Consider the following 15702-nt stretch of genomic DNA (forward strand, 5'->3'; position numbering starts at 1 on the left):
ACCGTGCGGCCGCCGTCGCACGGTTTTTTCTTGTGGGATTTTTCTGCCATGAAAATTAGCATGGTATGATAAAAAAGAATCGAAAAAATATTTTTTAAATTAGTGTAGGGTTTTTTCAATAACCTGTCGTCTATTAAAGTGAGATACAACAAAGAAAGGGGGAGAGAGCAATTAGCGATGCAGCCTTAATAGAAAATGTGTTGGAAGGCAATGATCACGCCTTTCGCCTTTTGGTAGAGAAGTACCGCAATGATGTGTTCCGGACCATCTTTGCTGTTCTTCGCGACCAAAAGGAAGCAGAAGACGCGGCACAGGAAGTTTTTATGAAAATCTATACCTCTCTCCCCCAATATCAAAATCAAGGTTTCAAAACGTGGATGACGCGAATTGCCGTTAATCATGCGATAGATATCAAAAGAAAACAAGTGAGAAGAAAAGAGGAAGTGGCGGAAGACCTCGAGTTGCAGTTAGTAGGGACACCGAAAGATAGTATTGAAAAAGAGATAATGGATACCGACCGGAGAACGCTCGTCAGGAGGAAGCTTGATGAACTGCCCGAAAATTACCGTGATGTGATCTACGGATTTTACATAGCGGAAAAAAGCTATCAGCAATTGGCAGACGAACAAAATGTACAAGTGAAAACGATTGAAACAAAGCTATACCGGGCTCGCCATTGGATGAAAAAGAATTGGAAGGAGGACGATTTTTCATGAAGCATTACACTTATGATGAGTGGTTGCAATACGTTAATGACGAAATCAATGAGAATTCAAGGCAGGAATTAGAAGGCCATTTATACTCGTGCGACCAATGTCTCAACAATTACTTAATGGCGATGGAAGCAAATGAATCATCGCTTCCAATTCTCTCCGACATGAGCGAGTTTACCGATTTGGTCATGGCAGAGGTTTCGAAACAAAAAATCGTGGTGCCTGACACCGTTAGAAACCTAAACACTATGTTGATAGTTCCTTCGGTGCCTGACACCAAAAATGACATCAAAAATGACGCCAAAACCAAAATGGAGAAAAAACCTTTTTATCAGCAAGCGGCATTCCATTATCTGCTGGCTGCAGCGGCGACGATTCTGTTGACTTTCACGGGTGCTTTTCAGTCGCTCGCTACGTATGCGAATGCGTTAGAAAGCCCGCAACCGCAAGTTCAGAAAAAGAAGCATTCGGTCACAGAGGGTGTTATTAATAAAACTTTTGCATGGATTGATTCACTAGAAAAAAAGGAGGCAGTTAAGAAATGAAAAATCCGACAAAAGCATTGACCTTATCCTTATTTCCAGGTCTTGGTCATATATATTTCGGCAACATGTTTCGCGGAGTACTATATCTACTGACCGTAATGGGGTTGGCGTTCGTCACTGTCATTGGGTTAGTAACGAATAATGAGGAAGTTGGCATTGTTACCTTTATGTTAGGACTATTCATTTACCTAATTAGTTTTATCGACATGGGTGTGCAGGTTTCTAAACATAAAAAAGCGCAGAAGACAGCGAACCCGGATGAACCGCAGCTACAGGCTTCCCAAGATTCAGAACGCTTCTATACAATCGTTTTGTCATTTATTCCTGGCCTAGGGCATTTCCAAATTGGACTGATGAACAGGGGCTTAACACTTTTGGCAACTTTTTTGGGGCTGGGGGTTATGGTTACATTTGTAACTGCGCTTTCCAATCGCGGCGAATTTATGGTCTTTATGGCAGCCCTGCCGATTATCTGGGTCTACGGATTCTTTGATGCGGTTCAACAGGTAAATAAAAAGCAGCGCGGTGAGGAGCTTGTCGACAGAACGATTTTTGAAGACTTTGAAATGCGCCGCGAGGACGGGAAAAAGAGTAAGTCGATTGCGACCTTTCTTTCAATCTTCCCAGGGGCAGGCCACCTCTATTTAGGCTTACAGCGCCGGGGCATTCAGTTAATGGCAGCCTTTCTCTTTTCTATCTATATTTTAGATATCTTACGGCTTGGTATCTTCTTGTTCTTAATCCCGATCATTTGGTTTTACAGCTTTTTCGATGCGATGCAAAAGGTTTCAAAGTACGGGGAAGAAACGGTGGAGGATGTTCCGATTATTGCTTATTTCCTTAATCATCAGAAATGGGTCGGCATTGGACTTGTTTTGATGGGACTCTACTATCTAGTGATGAACGTCCTGCTTCCAGCTTTTTCACCGATGTTAAGCAGGTTAATTGATATCGATGTGATGTATTGGGTTCAAGGTTATTTTCAAACGGGACTTGTTTGTCTGCTGTTGATTGGCGGGGGAATTAAACTTCTATCTGGAAGCAAACAAAAGCAGGGGGCTGAGAAGCATGAGTAAGTGGGGAAAAACTATTGCAGGGGCAGCAATAATCGGATTCGGGATTGGGTTCCTTTTTAGAAAAAGAAAGGTAGGAGAAGAAGCATGAGAACTTGGCGTGTTGGGACGTTTTCGATGGGGGCCTCACTCGTTTTCCTTGGCCTCTTCCTCTTTTTTTCAACGTTTTTAGGGTTAGACCTTGTACAAGTTATGACGGCTTGGTGGCCGCTTTTATTGGTTGTTCTCGGAATTGAAATTCTCCTTTATTTGTTTTTGTCACGACAGGAAAAGCCGGTCTTAAAATATGATTTTCTTAGTATTTTCTTTGTAGGTGTGATTGGAACTGCCGGGATTGCGTTTGCAATTTTAAGCACAACGGGGGTTATGGGTAAGGTGGAAGAAGTGATGGCGAGGGAAGAGCGCTCGTTTGAACTGCCTGCTTTTTCCTACCAAGTGGATGACAGCATCAAACGGGTGGTGGTCAGGACGGTGGGCCATCAGATGACAGTGGAGTCAACGGAGGAAAAGGAGGTATCGTTGTTCGGTACATACCGGGTGCAAACAGCCAAAAAGGAGAAGTTACTCCAAAGTGCGGATGATGTGATTTCAGCAAACCAAAAGGGTGATACACTCTATTTAAACATGAAGTCACTGCCAAACGAAATGAGTCCGTTTAATGCAAGTGGAGAGGTTGCGGCGACGCTTTTGGTTCCAAATCATGTGAAGCTTGAGGTAATTGGCAGTGATAATGCGTTAACCTTAAAGCCACGCTCGATAGCGAACGACTGGAGTATTGAAAGTGTCGCATCGGTCGTTGTCGATGTGGCCGCGGCTAGCAATTTGAAGGTTGCTGCAGTAGGTGCCCAAGAGGTAAGAGGGAAAGATGGCGACTGGAAGGTGTCAACGGAAAAGGATCTCAATGGTATCGATAATGGCAGGAAAAATGCGGTTTTTCAATCTGGTGAAGGAAAATACCATATCAATATTGCCAATGCCTTTGATGTCAGTCTTACTACGAATGAATAAATATATAGACAAGTGATATAGGCATACATGGCTAAATCCACTTGTCTAGTTTTTTGCAAAAAAATAAAAAAACGTTATGATAGGAGTTGGATGTTTGAAGAAAATAGTTTATAGGCTTGGTTATAAGTTTGTAAGCTAGGATAATAATTGGTAGAATATTGAATTGAGCAGATAACGAATGCCGATTGTTGATTTCAAAAATAGGATGATGAAAACGATGAAAAGAGCAAGACTGATTTATAATCCTACCTCAGGACGTGAAATTCTAAAGCGGAATCTTCCAGAGATTCTTCAAAAGCTTGAGATTGCTGGGTATGAAGCTTCTTGTCACGCAACCACTGGGGCAGGGGATGCGACCGAAGCAGCACGCTTAGCTGTTGAGCGTCAGTATGATATCGTTATTGCAGCGGGTGGAGATGGTACGATTCATGAAGTGGTCAATGGACTGGCGGAACAAGATTACCGTCCTAAATTAGGGATCATTCCAGCAGGAACCACGAATGACTTTGCCCGAGCCCTCCATATCCCCAGAGATATTGGACCAGCTGTAGATATTATCACTAAAGGTGATTTGATTCCCGTCGATATTGGACGTATCAATGATCGATATTTTATTAATATTGCGGGCGGCGGAAGAATAACCGAGCTTACATATGAAGTTCCAAGCAAATTGAAAACGATGCTCGGCCAACTAGCCTACTACTTAAAAGGGATGGAAATGCTGCCTTCTATTAAACCTTCAGAAGTTTCGATTGAGTATGATGGGAAACTGTTTGAGGGTGAAGCGATGCTCTTTCTTGTCGGGCTGACAAACTCAATTGGCGGCTTTGAAAAGCTGGCACCGGATTCTTCTATTAACGATGGACTCTTTTCATTATTAATATTGAAAAAGACGAATCTTGCTGAATTTATCCGGATTGCGACGTTGGCTCTACGCGGTGAGCATGTAAATGATCCGAATATCATCTACACTCAGGCCAACCGGATTAAAGTCCAGGCAGTAGATAAAGTCCAGTTGAATTTGGATGGGGAGTTTGGCGGCTTGCTTCCAGCCGAGTTTGAAAACTTGTACCGTCATTTAGAGGTGTTTGTTCCTCTTGAAGATATTCGCCCGAATGATCGCCCGACTGATTGGGAATCGGGGAAAAGATATAGCTAAGTGAAAAGTTCGTTCCAATCGGAGCGGGCTTTTTTTTACAGGTGAAAAAGGGAATTGTGTAATAATCCTAGAATAATGTCTGTAATGAAATGAGAAGGGGCGTTGTGAAATGAAGGCGTTAATAAATATCGATTATACCTATGATTTTGTGGCGGTGGATGGGGCGTTAACCTGCGGTGAATCAGGACAAAAAATCGAAGGAAGGATGGTTGAACTGACAAAAGAGTTTATTACGAAGGGTGATTACGTTGTATTCGCCATTGATGTCCATGATCAGGGTGACCAATACCATCCAGAAACGAAATTGTTTCCGCCGCATAACCTTCGCGGGACGTCAGGAAGAGTCTTGTTTGGTGCGCTGAAGGAAGTGTTTGAAATGAATGAACAACGTGAGAATGTTACCTTTATGGATAAAACAAGATACTCTGCTTTCGCGGGAACAGACCTTGAAATCAAATTACGAGAGCGCGGAATTACAGAAGTTCATTTGGTCGGCGTCTGCACCGATATATGTGTTCTTCATACAGCAGTAGATGCTTACAATAAAGGATTTAAGATTGTGGTATATAAGGATGCCGTGGCCTCTTTTAATCAGGCGGGTCATGAATGGGCCCTCGGACATTTTGAACAATCCCTAGGAGCGATAGTTAAATAGACTTTCGAGGGTAATATTGGTTATAATGAGGAAAAGCTGAAATAGTATTTCGGAGGTCTGATTATGAAACACTTTTATCACGATGATAGTTTAACTCTGCATACCGATCTATATCAGATTAATATGGTAGAAACGTATTGGAGAGATGGGATACATAATAAACGCGCGGTCTTCGAACTATTTTTCCGCAAGCTTCCGTTCGGGAACGGCTATGCAGTATTCGCTGGATTGGAGAAAGTAATCCAGTTTATTCAAGGCTTCCGCTTTAGTGAGGAAGACCTCGAGTATTTGCAAAATGAAGTAGGTTACAAAGAAGATTTTATCACATATCTTAAAGATATCCGGTTCACGGGAACAATCTGTGCGATGAAAGAAGGCGAGCTTGTTTTTGGCAATGAACCGATCTTACGTGTGGAGGCTCCGCTTTGTGAAGCCCAATTGATTGAAACGGCGCTGCTTAACATTGTGAACTATCAAACATTAATTGCTACGAAGGCATCCCGCATTAAGCAAGTTGTGGGTGATGAAGTGGCGATGGAATTTGGGACAAGACGGGCCCAGGAAATGGATGCGGCGATTTGGGGAACAAGAGCAGCCTATCTTGCCGGTTTTGAATCAACAAGCAATGTAAGAGCGGGTAAGCTGTTTGGCATTCCTGTATCTGGAACACATGCCCATTCGATGGTCCAAGCATATAAAGACGAATATACGGCTTTCATTAAATATGCAGAATCACACAAGGATTGTGTCTTTTTGGTTGATACATATGATACACTCCGCCTCGGTGTTCCTAATGCGATCAAAGTGGCGAAAGAGTTAGGCGATAAAATTAATTTTATCGGAATTCGACTTGATAGCGGCGACCTTGCTTACCTTTCAAAGGAAGCGCGCAAAATGCTCGATGAGGCAGGATTCACCAATGCAAAGATAGTTGCCTCAAGTGATTTAGATGAATATACGATAATGAGCTTGAAATCACAAGGCGCCAAAATCGACAGCTGGGGAGTTGGCACAAAGCTGATTACAGCTTACGACCAAGCTGCACTGGGTGCGGTTTATAAAATTGTGTCTATTGAGGATGAAACCGGAAAAATGGAAGATACGATCAAGATCTCATCCAATCCGGAAAAAGTTACAACTCCAGGATTGAAGAGGGTTTATCGAATCATCAATAATACAAACCACCATGCCGAAGGAGATTATATTGCGTTAGCAGACGAAAAGATGCCTGAAAAGCGGCTGCGAATGTTCCATCCAACCCATACGTACATGAATAAGGTGGTTACCAACTTTACGGCTAAAGAATTACATGAAGAAATCTTTTCTAAAGGCGAGCTTGTTTATGAAATGCCTTGCTTGGAAGAATCCCGTGATTATTTGAAGCAAAACCTCGATGCACTTTGGGGCGAGTATCAGCGGATTACGAATCCAGAAGATTATCCAGTTGACCTGAGTCAAAAATGCTGGGATAACAAGATGAGAAATATTGAAGAGGTTAAAGACAAGGTAGAGGCAATGAAAAGGTAACGATCAGGCGTTCTTTTGATAAAAAAGGGCAGACTTAAGAGGGGGTTATTTCCCTTTTGAGTCTGCCCTTCGTTATTTTTGTTTAAAGAAATCGACAAAGGCATGGAAAATTTCAATACCCTGATAGGTAAGCATACTTGCGGCTGATATTGAAAAGAAGCCAATGATTACAAAGCGGATCCACATATTAATTTCCTCCCTTATTATGGTGATAGCTTATGATTCGGGAGGGTGGATCACATAGTTTGATTGATGAAAGATGGGAATGAGAAAAATAAAGCTTTTGTGAAAACTTATGAACAAATAAACGAGTGGAGTTAGTGCTGCAGTAAGGATGGTCGTAAGGATAAAGAGAGTTTGTATAACAACGGGCAGCTTTTTGTTATCACCCCATTGATCTTTCACCTTGCCATCATCTACGTTGATGATTGCTTTGAAATCAGTATGAGAGTGTGAAAGTGTATTTGAAAAGTGGCTAAAGGTGAAAGAAAGGAAGGCAAAGAGTAACGGAATGGACAGGTTTTTTATCAGCTTGATTATTATCCACTCCTTCCAGTAATGAGATTGTTTTAATCATATACACTTTTATTATATTTGGAAATAAAAAAATTCTGACAATTTTCTTGGTTATTTTTGAAAAAAGGCTCTTGTCCTTTGCAAGTTTCACAAACAGTCATGCTTTGTGTTACAATCTTAGCTAGTCAAAACAAGCAAAGGAAGAAACGAATGAGCAGAATAATACCGGTTAATAAAAATGATTACATAGATGTAGTTTTTGAAGATTTAACCCATGACGGAGCGGGTGTGGCCAAGGTGGATGGGTACCCGTTATTTGTCCCGAACGGACTGCCTGGCGAAAAGGCAAAAGTGAAGGTGATTAAGACAGGCAAAGGGTACGGCTTTGGGCGATTGGTCGAACTTTATGAAAAAAGCCCGTTCCGAGTCGATATTGAGAGCGGTGATATCCATAAATATGGCGGCTGCCAGCTCGAGCACATCAGCTATGAAGGTCAGCTCAAATATAAGGAAAACCAGGTCCGTCAGGTGCTTACACGGATCGGTAAACTGGAGGATGTTGTTGTTCATCCGATTCTGGGGATGGACCATCCCTTGCATTACCGCAACAAAGCACAGGTACCTGTTGGGGAGAAGGATGGCAAATTGATTGTTGGCTTCTTTAAACCGAGGAGCCATGAAATTGTTGATACGAATGAAAGTGTCATTCAATTGCCTGAAATTAATGAAGCGGTCCAGACGGTAAAGGAAATATGCAGCGAGCTAAGGATTCGTGCGTATCACGAGGAATCTCATAAAGGTGTACTCAGACACATTATGGCTCGTTATGGTCAGCAGACGGGAGAGCTCATGGTAGTAATTATCACGAGGACGGCGGATCTCCCTCAGCAAGATCAGCTGGTTGAGCAAATTGTTGCGCGGCTCCCGAAGGTAAAGTCAATCGTCCATAATGTCAATTCGAAGCGCACAAACGTCATCATGGGGGAAAAAACGACCGTTTGGTGGGGGAATGAAGTCATCTATGACTATATCGGGGATGTGAAATTTGCCATTTCCGCGCTGTCCTTTTACCAAGTAAACCCTGTTCAAACAAAGGTGTTATATGATAAGGCGCTAGAATATGCGGACCTTAGCGGTGAAGAAAGTGTCATTGATGCTTACTGTGGAATCGGAACGATTTCTCTATTTTTAGCACAAAAAGCCCGGAAAGTATTCGGTGTGGAAGTTGTTCCAGCGGCAATAGAGGATGCTAAGCGGAATGCGGCGTTAAATGAGATGACGAATACAGAGTTTGCTGCAGGGGAAGCGGAGGTTGTTATACCGAAATGGTATAAGGAAGGTAATGTGGCCGATGTCTTGGTTGTTGACCCGCCGCGCAAAGGCTGTGACGAGGCCTTGCTGCAGACGATTATTGAGATGAAACCGAAAAAAGTCGTTTATGTATCATGTAATCCAGCCACCCTCGCAAGAGATTTACGGATATTGGAGGACGGTGGATACAAAACGGTGGAAGTGCAGCCGGTTGATATGTTTCCGATGACCACGCATGTGGAGTGTGTGGCGCAACTCATCTTAAAAGAAGGCAACTAACCTTTTGATGTGACCCCCAAAAGTTAGAGTCTTATATTAAGCAGCTATTTGGCTGGTGTGGATACGGTATTGAACCGGACTCATGCCTGCCAATTTTTGCTTTATACGCTTGTTATTATAATAATTGATATATTCTTCGATTCTCTTTTTTAATTCCTCAAATGGGCACAGTGCTTCTCCGTAATACATTTCCTGTTTCAGTAACCCAAAAAAGTTCTCCATAGGTGAATTATCTAAACAGTTTCCTTTCCGCGACATACTCTGGCACACCTTGTTTTTCTTTAGTGTTTTTACCCATTTATTATGTTGATAATGCCAGCCTTGATCAGAATGTACAGTGGTCCTAAACTTAGAATCCTTTACTATTTCAAGAGCTTCCTTCAGAGGGCTGAGCGCTAATTCTATGGTTGGGCGCATACCTATCCCATACGAAAGAATTTCACCGTTGAACATATCCATAATAGGACTCAGATACAGTTTTACACCGTCTGAACACTTAAATTCTGTGATATCTGTTGTTAATTTTTGATGACACACCTTTGTGTGGAAACGACGATTTATACGGTTCTTGACAACTGTTCCTGTAGTTCCTTTGTAAGAACTGTATTTACGTGATTTTCTACTAAACTTCTCCACTTTAATTCCGAGATTATTCATGATGCGTCGCACCTTTTTATGATTCACTTCATTACCACGGTTTTTCAATTCCAGTTGGATACGACGATATCCATAATTTCCGTTATTTTCATCAAAAATGGATTGAATACATTCTTCAAGTTCGTGATCTGGATTTTCCTTCTTCATCCCTTTTATATGATAATGGTACGAAGATTCAGGAATACCAACTCTCTCTAAAACATCTTTTAGTTTGAAGGTTTCTTTGAGTTCGAATGATAGCGCTGCTTGTGCTTTTCGAGGTAGCCTTCCGGATCCATCTGAAAAGCTCGCAACTTTTTTAGGTATTCTACTTCTAAACGCAAAAGTTCGTTTTCTCTCTCCAATTTTTGTTCGTACGTCATTTCTTTTTCTTCTGCAATTTTTTTATTTCTTTTGTTCTTATTATTATCAGACATGGATGGCCGTCCTTTCGGTCTATCCAGGGCCTCAGGACCACCCTCCAAAAAAGCTTTCTTCCATGAAGCTATCATAGAAGGGTTGGTTAGTCCAAATTGAATGGCGGTATCTGCCTCTGAAGAACCTGTTCTTTTCATAAAGCTTAAAACATCTAGCTTAAATTGAACAGAATAAGTTTCCTTGTTCTTCTTTCTCATTAACCCTTTCTCCCCAAATTTTTCGTAAACTTTTACCCATCTAAAAATGCGTGTAAAGTCTTTCATATCATACTTCTGTGCTAATAATCTATATCCCAATTTACCTTCTAGATACTCTTTTACTAGCATTAACTTAAATCCTTCACTATATTTAGCCACTAAAAAACACCCCGAAAATTAGATTTCACTCTAACTTTTGGGGTGCAGTACACTTTGGATGTTGCCTTTTAAAGGTCTTTAATGATTTACTAATATGTTCACATAATTGTAGAAAAGCTTTTGAAAAGACTAAATTTATATGAATTCTAATGTGATATTATTTTATCTGAGGAGGTAGCAAAATGGAAGCATGACAATAAAATAATTACTTTTTCAATTTTTGGCGTTTCTGTCCACCATCATTTTCCCCATCAAAACAATGATTTTATGAAAACCTTGAAGAATAAATCCAACTTTGAAATTATGCAAACGTTTATGAACAACCTCCTTATTGAATCTTCACATTTTTCTACTTTAACACCCATTTCTTCCATGTTATTTCAAGAAAAATTGTTTAATAAAAAAATAGACCTGAAAGGATAGGTAAACCATGTAAGCATATTATCATTAAAAGTTTCCTAAGACTAATTATTTCTGGTAAGTAAATTTATATCTGAAGGAGGATAATTAATGGGTCACGATATATCAGGACACAATAAAGCAGGAAAAGAAATTGCTTATGCTCGTTTTAGCATGGGGAATTATAATGCTACCATACTGTATAATTTACTTGATGCAAATAATTACTATGCAGGAGTTAGTGGATCAGGCGACAGTTCTACCTTCTCGATACAACAAATTGAAAAGGCTATGAATGCCTACAAGCAATTTTATAAAAATGGTGATTCTCTGTCAGAAAGTGATTTCTTAACTTGGGATCAAAAACAAATCCTGAATTTTATACAGAATTGTTTAGCAACAGCAAAAATAGAAGGGAGTGTAAGAGTGTATTTTGGCTAATGTTTTAAGACTGTTTGCTAAATTCTTCAATTTCGCTCCGTATCCATATAACTCTATAGTAGTAATTACCTTCATATGTAACAATTTGCATTCCATCTAACCATTCTAAGGTGTCTAGCCATAATAAATATTTTTTTACAATAAGTAAAAATATTTAATCTTTATAAAAATTGAATATATTCCAACAATTATCCTATAATAAAGAGGAAATATATTAGGCTTTGGCTCAAATTCAAAAGTTGGCTTCATCCTTAGTTTTGCTAACATAAGATAATGCATCATAACCCCAAGATATACATAAGTACTAACTTGCTAGAAGCGAATATAATTACTTTTTTAATTAGGAGGCAATCATGGGAAGATTAGTTCATTTCGAAATTCATGTCAATGACATGGAACGGGCAAAGAAGTTTTATGGAGAGGTATTCGGATGGTCATTTCAAGATTGGAGTGAGTATGCAGGAATGCCTTACTTTGGAGCAGTGACTGGCGATGAGAATGAACTTGGGATCAATGGTGCTTTGATGCAGCGGCAAAGTGCTCCACCGGAAGCAAACCAAGCTTTGAATGCATTTGCTTGTACAATGGGAGTGGAAAATTACGATGTAACGGAAGCTAAAATTATTGAGAATGGCGGCAAAGTCGCAATGGCCAAATATGCCCTGCCTGGAATGGCGTGGCAGGGATACTATATTGATACCGAAGGCAATATATTCGGAATTCATCAACCCGATGCGAATGCAAAATAGAATCCTAAGGTGAGTGAGAGAACTCTCATCATACTGACTACTTTTCAGAAAATTATGTACTTCATATTATTAATATGCTATAGTTAGTGAAAATTACATATCGTGTAAGAATTGGTGCCAAGCTAAGGCTTGGCTTAAAAGGGAAGAACGGTGTAATTCCGTCGCTGTCCCGCAACTGTAAATCGGAGTGAATCACAAATACCACTGTCTTAGGATGGGAAGGTGTGAGGAGCCATGATGATAAGCCAGGAGACCTGCCAATTTCCAGTACACACCAAATACCTACGTGGAAATAGGTGGTGACATTCTTTTGTACGACAAACGAGTTATGAGTAGCTATGTTTATGCATATTTTTTTAGCAAAACTTAAACTTGATTGTAGAGCCATTTCCATTTTGTGGAGATGGCTTTTTTGTTGTATAGGAGATTATCAAATCATTTATTTTGGATAACGTGAACTAGTTCTCTGAATCCAGCTCCAGCGCCCAACTGCTAGTGGACTTCGCTCTCCGCCCTACGATAGGTCAAGCACGAATGCGCTACGCTCTCCGTGTTTCCTTTATCTCAGTTGGGGCGCTCCAGTCCATACGCAGCTAAACGGGCGCTTGCGCCTTTGTTCTACTTGGGAATATGTAAATTTAAATAAGGAGGAATGAAATATGAATTTAGTTAGTACTGCCATTGGTTACCCGTACATTGGTGATAATCGGGAGTGGAAACGTTGTATAGAATCTTTTTGGAAGGGTGCGATATCAGAGGAGCAATTTATTTTCGAGATGAAAACGAATCGTTTGAATAATTTGAAGCGCCAGCAATCATTAGACTTAGAGTTACTAACAGTTGGGGATTTTACCCTTTATGACCGTATGCTTGACCATGCGGCAATGTTCGGTATGGTTCCAAATCGTTATAAGTGGACAGGTGATGAAGTCGATCTAACCACTTATTACGAAATGGCCCGTGGGGCAAGCCATGTTGTGGCTTGTGAGATGACAAAGTGGTTTAACACCAACTATCACTACATCGTGCCCGAGTATGAAGGCAAGTCATTACAATTAACGAAGAACTACATTTTAGATTATTTTGTAGAAGCCAAAGAGGAATTAGGTCTTATTACAAAGCCTACAATGATCGGTCCTTTTACTTTTGTTAGCTTAGCGAAAGGATACGATGCTAAATCGAAAGCATTGTTTATTTTAAAACTCTTACCGTTATATGCTCAAGTATTGCAGCAACTTGTAGATGCTGGGGCAAAGTGGATTCAAGTGGAAGAACCAGCACTAACCCTTTCACTAACAGCAGATGATGTAAAACTAGTGCAAGAAATTTACAAACAGTTAGCAGAAGAAGTACCGGCTGCACAAATCATGTTGCAAACCTATTTTGAAGGACTATCAGCGTATGAAGAGCTGTCTCAATTACCTGTTGCAGGGATTGGTCTTGATTTCATTCATGGTTCCGAAGAGAATATGGCTTCACTTCGAAAAAACGGGTTCCCACAAGACAAAGTATTAGGAATTGGTATCGTAAATGGACGGGATATTTGGCGGGCAAATTTGGCTGAAAAAGCATTCAATACAAAAGCTGTTTTATTATTAAGCGGTGTAAAAGAAGCTTGGATTCAGTCTTCATGTAGTTTACAGCATGTACCTGTGACGACGAAGGCAGAAACAAAGCTGGATGCCATACTGACAAATGCTTTGTCATTTGCCGATGAGAAAATAATTGAGTTATCACATATCGCATCTTACGTACGTGACGAGGCTTGGACAGGAAATAAGAGCGTTTCACAAAGTATGATAGCAACTGAAGCATTAGCACAGCATAAGGCAAGGAAAAATGCACGTGTGAAAGAGCTAGTATTACAAGTAACACAAGAGGATTTTGCTCGTTCAATGACGTTTAAAGAACGTCAGCCTTTGCAGAAAAAAGCATTAGATTTACCAGATTATCCAACCACAACCATTGGCAGCTTCCCTCAGTCAGATCAAGTAAAACGGACACGTACAGCATGGCGTAAAAAGGAAATTACAGACGCTGAGTATGCAGCGTTTCTAAAAAATGAAACAGCTCGTTGGATTCAAATTCAAGAAGAAATAGGATTGGATGTTTTAGTGCATGGTGAATTTGAGCGGACGGATATGGTTGAGTACTTTGGAGAAAAGCTAGAAGGTTTTGCCTTTACAGAAAAAGCGTGGGTTGTATCCTATGGTTCACGTTGTGTAAAACCACCAATTATTTATGGTGACGTCGAGTGGACAGCCCCAATGACCGTGAAGGAAGTAGAAGCGGCACAGCAATTAACGTCTAAGTATGTGAAAGGGATGTTAACAGGTCCTATCACAATCTTAAATTGGTCTTTTGTCCGCGATGATATTTCACGTGAACAAGTAGCCAACCAACTGGCCTTAGCACTAAGAGAAGAGATTGCAGCGTTAGAAGATGCAGGCATTGCCATTATTCAAGTGGATGAACCGGCATTACGTGAAGGACTGCCATTACGCAAAGAAAAATGGGCTGATTATTTAGCATGGGGGGTAAATGCCTTTAAGTTAGCAACTTCTAGTGTGAAGAATGAAACACAAATCCATACACATATGTGCTATTGCGAGTTTAATAACTTTATTGAGCCGATTCGTGCCCTTGACGCAGATGTGATTTCAATCGAAACGTCTAGAAGTCATGGGGAGTTGATTCAATCTCTTAAAAAAAATCCATATGAACTTGGTATTGGTTTAGGAGTGTATGATATTCATAGTCCACGTGTACCAAGTCTAGAAGAAATCAATGCGATTTTAAACGATAGTTTAGAAATTATTTCAAAAGAACAGTTCTGGGTGAATCCAGATTGTGGTTTAAAAACACGTCATGAAGAAGAAACCATTGCATCGCTAAAAAATATGGTGTCAGCCGCACGAAACCTACGCCAACAGCAACAACAAACTGTTTAAATCTAATCTTAACAATTAAATTAAGGGCCTTTTCCATTTTTGGAAAGGCTCTTTGGTTAATTGGGAACTACTATCCAGTTATCAGGCTTACAGATTTTGTCGGAAATATGAATGTGTATGAAGCACGTGATAAATTAATTCAGATTACAGAAGGTTTTGGTTTGACTCTAAAAAATGCTAACCTGCGTACGGCGGCTACTACTCAAAGTACCCCAAAATAATAACCGAAAATTATATTTTTTATCGAGATTATTAATCATGAAAAAACAAATGGCTTAAAGTAAAACAAGAAATGATGATTGGAATAGTCAACAAATATGCGAGCCCATTCTAACGACTGGGCTCATATTTCGAGTTTCATTTGTCTTTATTTCTCAAACCATAATCTTGTTTTGTCATCTGGGTCACCATTGTAATTGATCTGGATTTCCTCTCCTTCTTTAATGTCGGTATAAGCATAAAAATTGATTGTACCTTTTTTTAATTTCCTTTTGAAAATGGCATTAGGTGTGCGGGAATGATTAAAGAGCGACCCAATTCCTAAGGCTAACGCACATTCATCGAAATCTTTTCCCCACCAGAATACATAATCGATCAAGGTTGTTTTTTCCAAATACTTAAACTCTTCTTTAGGGAAGATAATGACGGGTGACACCTCTAAAAGCTCATCCTTCTTAATATCCCGTGTAGCAAAGATTCCTCTCCCGTATTGAGATTGCCTTACCTCCAACATAGTTCTGTTTACCTCCATTTTATATACATCTCAGTTGCAGTTTTTTTATTAAGGTATGAAAAAGGGAGGTGTTTGGTATGGGTCAATTAGGTAGATGTCTGTTGATAGCGGAAAAAAACCAAGTTAGTGTTGAGACTAACCTGGCTTAGTGAACTTATTTTTGTAAGGGGCTTACCAAGATGTTAGTTGTGCAATTGTCCAAAAAAATTATCA

Annotated in this window: 14 protein-coding genes and 1 riboswitch; of the genes, 11 read left to right on the forward strand and 3 right to left on the reverse strand. The window is 40.2% G+C overall.

The annotated features are described in order from the left end of the window. The first annotated feature begins 197 nt into the window (after positions 1-197). The 8 genes from CCK98_RS02745 to rlmD all read left to right on the forward strand — a co-directional run bounded on the left by CCK98_RS02745 (position 198) and on the right by rlmD (position 8786). Positions 198-716, forward strand: coding sequence for a sigma-70 family RNA polymerase sigma factor (locus CCK98_RS02745; RefSeq protein ID WP_373408477.1), 519 nt, complete (start codon positions 198-200; stop codon positions 714-716). Next, positions 713-1258 carry an anti-sigma factor gene (locus CCK98_RS02750; RefSeq protein WP_088085184.1) on the forward strand — a complete coding sequence of 182 codons (546 nt, stop codon included), beginning with the start codon at positions 713-715 and terminating at the stop codon, positions 1256-1258. The genes CCK98_RS02745 and CCK98_RS02750 overlap by 4 nt, the downstream gene beginning before the upstream one ends. Continuing rightward, positions 1255-2334, forward strand: coding sequence for a DUF6677 family protein (locus CCK98_RS02755; RefSeq protein WP_088085185.1), 1080 nt, complete (start codon positions 1255-1257; stop codon positions 2332-2334). The genes CCK98_RS02750 and CCK98_RS02755 overlap by 4 nt, the downstream gene beginning before the upstream one ends. Before the next feature lie 84 nt (positions 2335-2418). Continuing rightward, on the forward strand, positions 2419-3339 hold the full coding sequence (locus CCK98_RS02760) for a hypothetical protein (protein WP_088085186.1): 921 nt from the start codon (positions 2419-2421) through the stop codon (positions 3337-3339). Between the two features lie 217 nt (positions 3340-3556). Next, positions 3557-4498 carry a diacylglycerol kinase gene (locus CCK98_RS02765; RefSeq protein WP_088090266.1) on the forward strand — a complete coding sequence of 314 codons (942 nt, stop codon included), beginning with the start codon at positions 3557-3559 and terminating at the stop codon, positions 4496-4498. Between the two features lie 109 nt (positions 4499-4607). Next, positions 4608-5153, forward strand: a complete 546-nt coding sequence (locus CCK98_RS02770; protein ID WP_088085187.1) for a cysteine hydrolase family protein — start codon at positions 4608-4610, stop codon at positions 5151-5153. Positions 5154-5216: 63 nt separating this feature from the next. Continuing rightward, positions 5217-6680 carry a nicotinate phosphoribosyltransferase gene (locus CCK98_RS02775; RefSeq protein WP_088085188.1) on the forward strand — a complete coding sequence of 488 codons (1464 nt, stop codon included), beginning with the start codon at positions 5217-5219 and terminating at the stop codon, positions 6678-6680. A gap of 726 nt (positions 6681-7406) precedes the next feature. Continuing rightward, entirely contained in the window at positions 7407-8786 is a 1380-nt protein-coding gene (gene rlmD, locus CCK98_RS02780) for a 23S rRNA (uracil(1939)-C(5))-methyltransferase RlmD (RefSeq protein WP_088085189.1), read from the forward strand. Between the two features lie 36 nt (positions 8787-8822). Here rlmD and CCK98_RS02785 read toward each other — a convergent pair whose 3' ends face one another. Both CCK98_RS02785 and CCK98_RS02790 read right to left on the reverse strand, forming a co-directional pair. After that, entirely contained in the window at positions 8823-9749 is a 927-nt protein-coding gene (locus CCK98_RS02785; RefSeq protein WP_256942518.1) for an IS3 family transposase, read from the reverse strand. Then, positions 9650-10216, reverse strand: a complete 567-nt coding sequence (locus tag CCK98_RS02790) for a helix-turn-helix domain-containing protein (protein ID WP_088085191.1) — start codon at positions 10214-10216, stop codon at positions 9650-9652. The genes CCK98_RS02785 and CCK98_RS02790 overlap by 100 nt, the downstream gene beginning before the upstream one ends. Positions 10217-10726: 510 nt before the next feature. On the opposite strand from CCK98_RS02790, the gene CCK98_RS02795 reads away from it, so the two are divergent. The 3 genes from CCK98_RS02795 (at position 10727) to metE (ending at position 14756) form a co-directional block, all read left to right on the forward strand. Beyond that, on the forward strand, positions 10727-11056 hold the full coding sequence (locus tag CCK98_RS02795) for a hypothetical protein (protein WP_179195692.1): 330 nt from the start codon (positions 10727-10729) through the stop codon (positions 11054-11056). A gap of 353 nt (positions 11057-11409) precedes the next feature. Then, entirely contained in the window at positions 11410-11805 is a 396-nt protein-coding gene (locus CCK98_RS02800) for a VOC family protein (RefSeq protein ID WP_088085192.1), read from the forward strand. A gap of 95 nt (positions 11806-11900) precedes the next feature. Next, a riboswitch (cobalamin riboswitch) is annotated at positions 11901-12082 on the forward strand. A gap of 382 nt (positions 12083-12464) precedes the next feature. Continuing rightward, positions 12465-14756, forward strand: coding sequence for a 5-methyltetrahydropteroyltriglutamate--homocysteine S-methyltransferase (metE, locus tag CCK98_RS02805; RefSeq protein WP_088085193.1), 2292 nt, complete (start codon positions 12465-12467; stop codon positions 14754-14756). Positions 14757-15123: 367 nt separating this feature from the next. Here the strand turns inward: metE and CCK98_RS02810 are convergent, their stop codons facing one another. After that, on the reverse strand, positions 15124-15489 hold the full coding sequence (locus CCK98_RS02810) for an SET domain-containing protein (RefSeq protein WP_088085194.1): 366 nt from the start codon (positions 15487-15489) through the stop codon (positions 15124-15126). Positions 15490-15702: the final 213 nt, after the last annotated feature.

The sequence above is a fragment of the Bacillus sp. OV166 genome (genome assembly GCF_900177675.1).
In the GTDB taxonomy this organism is placed as follows: Bacteria; Bacillota; Bacilli; order Bacillales; family Cytobacillaceae; genus Neobacillus.